Origin of the sequence: uncultured Treponema sp., assembly GCF_946187725.1 — a bacterium.
Taxonomy (GTDB): domain Bacteria; phylum Spirochaetota; class Spirochaetia; order Treponematales; family Treponemataceae; genus Treponema_D.
In genome coordinates, this window is record NZ_CAMHSK010000076.1 from 1 (window position 1) to 4,172 (window position 4,172).

At 40.5% G+C, this 4,172-nt stretch carries 2 protein-coding genes; both read left to right on the forward strand.

Annotated features, from left to right (window positions below; translation table 11 throughout):
• Positions 1–461 (forward strand): bacterial Ig-like domain-containing protein (locus Q0Q74_RS14115; RefSeq protein ID WP_294431906.1); only part of this gene is annotated, 461 nt, incomplete at its 5' end.
• A gap of 7 nt (positions 462–468) precedes the next feature.
• Positions 469–3,660, forward strand: a complete 3,192-nt coding sequence (locus tag Q0Q74_RS14120; RefSeq protein ID WP_294431908.1) for an Ig-like domain-containing protein — start codon at positions 469–471, stop codon at positions 3,658–3,660.
• Positions 3,661–4,172 lie beyond the last annotated feature (512 nt).

Sequence of the window (4,172 nt, forward strand, 5' to 3'; positions counted from 1 at the left end):
ACACTGTTGAAGTTGAAGGCGAAATTCAGCTCACTGCAAAGGTTTTGCCTGAAAATGCAGAGAATACCACTATCACATGGACGCTTGTTTCCGCAGGTGAAGATGCAGAAAATCCTGTAATCTCATTGGACAAAAAAACTGGTCTTGTAACAGGACTTGCTGCAGGTGTTGCTGTCGTTAGGGCTTCTGCTGGCGGTGTATCTTCTGAATTTGAAATCAAAGTCATTTCGTTCACTTCAATCAAAGTAACAAACTTGCCGACCAAAACTGAATATGGACTAGGAGAGGTCTTATCAAAAGAGGGCATGGTAATCTCTGCTGTATACAGTGATGAGTCTGAGAAAGTTATCGCAAATGATGATGAAAAACTAGAAATCGTGTTCGATTCAAGCGTGCCGGGAGAAGAGGTTCTTGTTACCGTAAAATACGGCGAATTCAGCGATACCTTCACTCTACAATGACGCGGCATTGACTGAATTGGTTGTGAATGGTCAGGATGCTTTGTCTCCAGAAGATGATGCTCCAAACATGATTACAGGTGCTTTGGGCTCTGGCAGAACACGCTGGGTCAAATTTGAACTTCTTGCAGATGACGCGGAAATTGGAGAAGGCGCAGTTACCACAAAAGAGCCGACCGTTCTTGGAAGCAAAACTCTTGCCGTTTATCCGATTCCAACCGGAGAAATTGAAGCTGATGTTGAGATTGCCGTAAAACAGTACAAGGCAACAGTTAATGTAACAAGTTTTGACACAATCACAAACGAAGAAGACCAGAAAGTCGTGCTCACAATGAAAGACGGCGATGAAGTCATCAAAACAATCGAACTTACAGAATCAGTTGATGGAACTGTAGACTCAAAAGCATGCAAAGTCTTCTCAGAATATGTGCCCGTCGGAACTTACACAGTCACAGTCGGAAACGGCACAGGCTCAATCTCAAATGCCACAGCCCTGACCGTAGACGCAAGCAAAGTCCTCAAATCGATTTCGGCAAAATGGAAAGACAGCGAAACTCAGCCACTTCTCTACGCCGGACTTTCTGATGAAGACCTTCTCAAAAAGATTACAATAGTAGAGACCTACAATGACAATTCGACAAATGATGTCGATTCACCGGCCGCATCAGTAGCGGACTACGATCCAACCAGCACACAGGCACAGAGTATTAAGATTTCATATAATGGAAAGGAAACAGCACTTTCTGTCACATTGACGGCTGTTGCTCTTGAAAGCATCGCAATCGATGAATCTTCTGCTCATAAAACAGAATTCACAGTTGGCGATGAACTTGACCTAACAGGACTCGTTCTCAGCTTGACTTACAACGACACAAGCAAGAACACAACAGTCGCATACAGTGCAGATAACGCAACTGACTTCGTAGCAACTGGATTCGACTCAACAAATCCAGCAGAAAGCCAGACAGTCACAATCACTTATGGCGGAAAAAATGCGACAATTGAGGTTGTGATTAAGAAACCATTCATTGAAAACAAAATGTATTTAGTTACAGCTGGTAATTCTGATGTCAAAATCACACTTGATGAAACTGAAAATTCTGCAACTCTGGGAAGTTATGTTCTTTCAGGATTTAATAAACAAAATGATGTGATTGTTTTCAATCAGAACTTGATGGATGAAAATATTACATCTGCAAAAATTTCTGCAGTAGTTAATTGGAAGAGCACATCTGGTCACATTGGACTTGGTTTGCTTAATTTGTTGGATTCTTTGTATACTGATACTGCAGTTGTCTCAAATGCAGGAATCTTCGCAACTGCTCAGGGAATTAAAGGTTGGGGTAGCTCAGGTTTGTTTAGCAGTAAAGATAAAGCTTGCAATGCATCAACAACAAAAGATTATTTAATAGAAATTGAATATGAAAAAACTGAGACCGGATTTACTTTGAAATTTACTTCAACTGGTGAAAATGGTACATCTGCAACATTTACTGAGTCTAACTTTACATTCCCAAGTGGAAAACCTGTTTATTTCGCTGTGGGTGCATCTCCAACTGGCACTTCAAATCCTAAGTCAGATAACATTGTATATCGTGATATCAAGGTTACACTTTCTGGTAATGGAATTGAAAAGAGTGGAGATGAGCAGACTGTAACATCAGTTGAAAAAACTTTACTTACTGATTCTCGAACATCTCTTACTGCCTCAACATCAGATGTTTCATACACAATTCCTTCAACTGTAACAAATAGCAACAAGGGCGATTCTTATAAAATCACTTTGGCTAATGTAAGTCTTGATTCAGTAAAAGCCCTTGCTGGTGAAACAGAAGTTGAAGGTGCCTGGGCTTGGGATTCAACAGATGTAACTCTTGCAACAGGGGCTTCTTCTGTAAAAGCAAAGGCAACATTCACACCAACAGACACAACTTCTTACAAATCAATCGTCTCAAAAGAATTCACAATCAATGTCACAGATGAGCGTGCCGAAAAACCAGAGGACGCAAAAGTCGATGTAACATGGAACTTTGCAGCTATGTCTGACCTTTCTGTATATACAACCGCAACACCAGATTCAGAGAATAACAAGGTTACATACTCTGGAAATGATGAATCAGTTTCAAAGCATTACTTTGTTTCAACTTCTCCGTCGATGGCTTTGGTGATTGCAGGAACTTACCGTGACAATGGTAACAGCGTTCAGATTGGTGCGGGTTCATTTATTTATGTTCCTGTAAGTGCTGGAAGTGAATTGACAGTCACCGGTTACAGTGGATATACAAATTACACAGTTACATTAGCAGACGGCAAAACAGAGAATGTTACGGATGCTTCAGCAAAAACATACACCGCAAAAACAGCAGGCTTCGCAAAAATCGAAGGTGGCGACAATGGCTATATCGTTAGCATCGCTGTAAAAGACATCACTCGTGCAGACATCGTTGCATTCTATGGTAGCGAGCCAGATCACATCGCAACATTCCCAACCGCCGATGAGCCAACAATTTCAATCTCTGGAGATGACAGCGTTACTCTCGCCGGTGAAGGTGAAGAGGCCGCAACAATCCAGTTGACAGCAAATGTCACAAATGCCGGTAATGCAACTGTTGTTTGGTCTTCAAGTGCCGATTCAATCGCAACTGTTGACCAGACTGGAAAAGTAACTGCCGTGGCAGAAGGCGAAGTAACAATCACTGCGAAGATTACGGTTGAGGGAACAGACTACAGTGCGGAAAAGAGTGTTAGTGTCACGAAGGGGGGAGTTGTCTATGGCCAGTTGACCTTTAACAGTAAAATAGAAAATACAGCAACTGATTATGTAACTATCACTGATGCCTCAACTGACTACAAGGATTATAAGTTTACACTAGATGGTTCTTCGTCAGTTTCAACTGTTACTGGTTATCTTGCAAAAGGTTTGAAAATTAATAGTTCTGCCAAATTTACTATGACACTTAAGCAAAACACCAAATGTGTTTTGTATATGTTACAGAATAATACGCAGGGACATGGATTTAAATTTACTAATACTGAAGACGCAACAAAGTCATATACTTGTGAATATTCAAAAAATAATGCCGGTTTGGGTGTAAAGGCTATTGAATTTACACTTGTATCAGGTACATACACTTTTGCAAGAGACGGAAGCACTTCGAAAGAATACGCTCTCGGTGGAATTATATTCAAATCTGAAAACTGATTTTTCCTCACGCTGGTAAAACAATTTAGTACAGCTAAACACCCTCATCCCCCAGAGCAAAACCCACTCTGGGGATGTTTCTCTTACAATCCATTTCATCGTATTTAAAGTGGCATAATTTCTGCTGCGTAGCTTTTATCACACATTCACAGCAATGCTAACATCGTCCTATCCATGTGCTTTTATTCATCTTGATAAACAGAATGTAACCGTCTAATTCAAAGAACTTGGCGGCCTTTCTTGTAATTATAACAAAATATTATCTGTAGACATTGCCGAAAAGTGACTTTTTTTTCAAATAAATATATGCATGGGGAAAAGAACACCTTATGCAAAATTTATTTGTAAAAAAGGTGGCGATATGAAATATCAAATCATAATCGATGACGAAGTCAAGGAACAGGCAGCACGGGCCGTCGCAGAAGGAAGGATTCTCAACCTAAAAAACGACATCGTGTTCAAATCCTTCTTCTCAAAAAAGTGCAAGGAATCAGCGTATTGCAGGCGCAAAA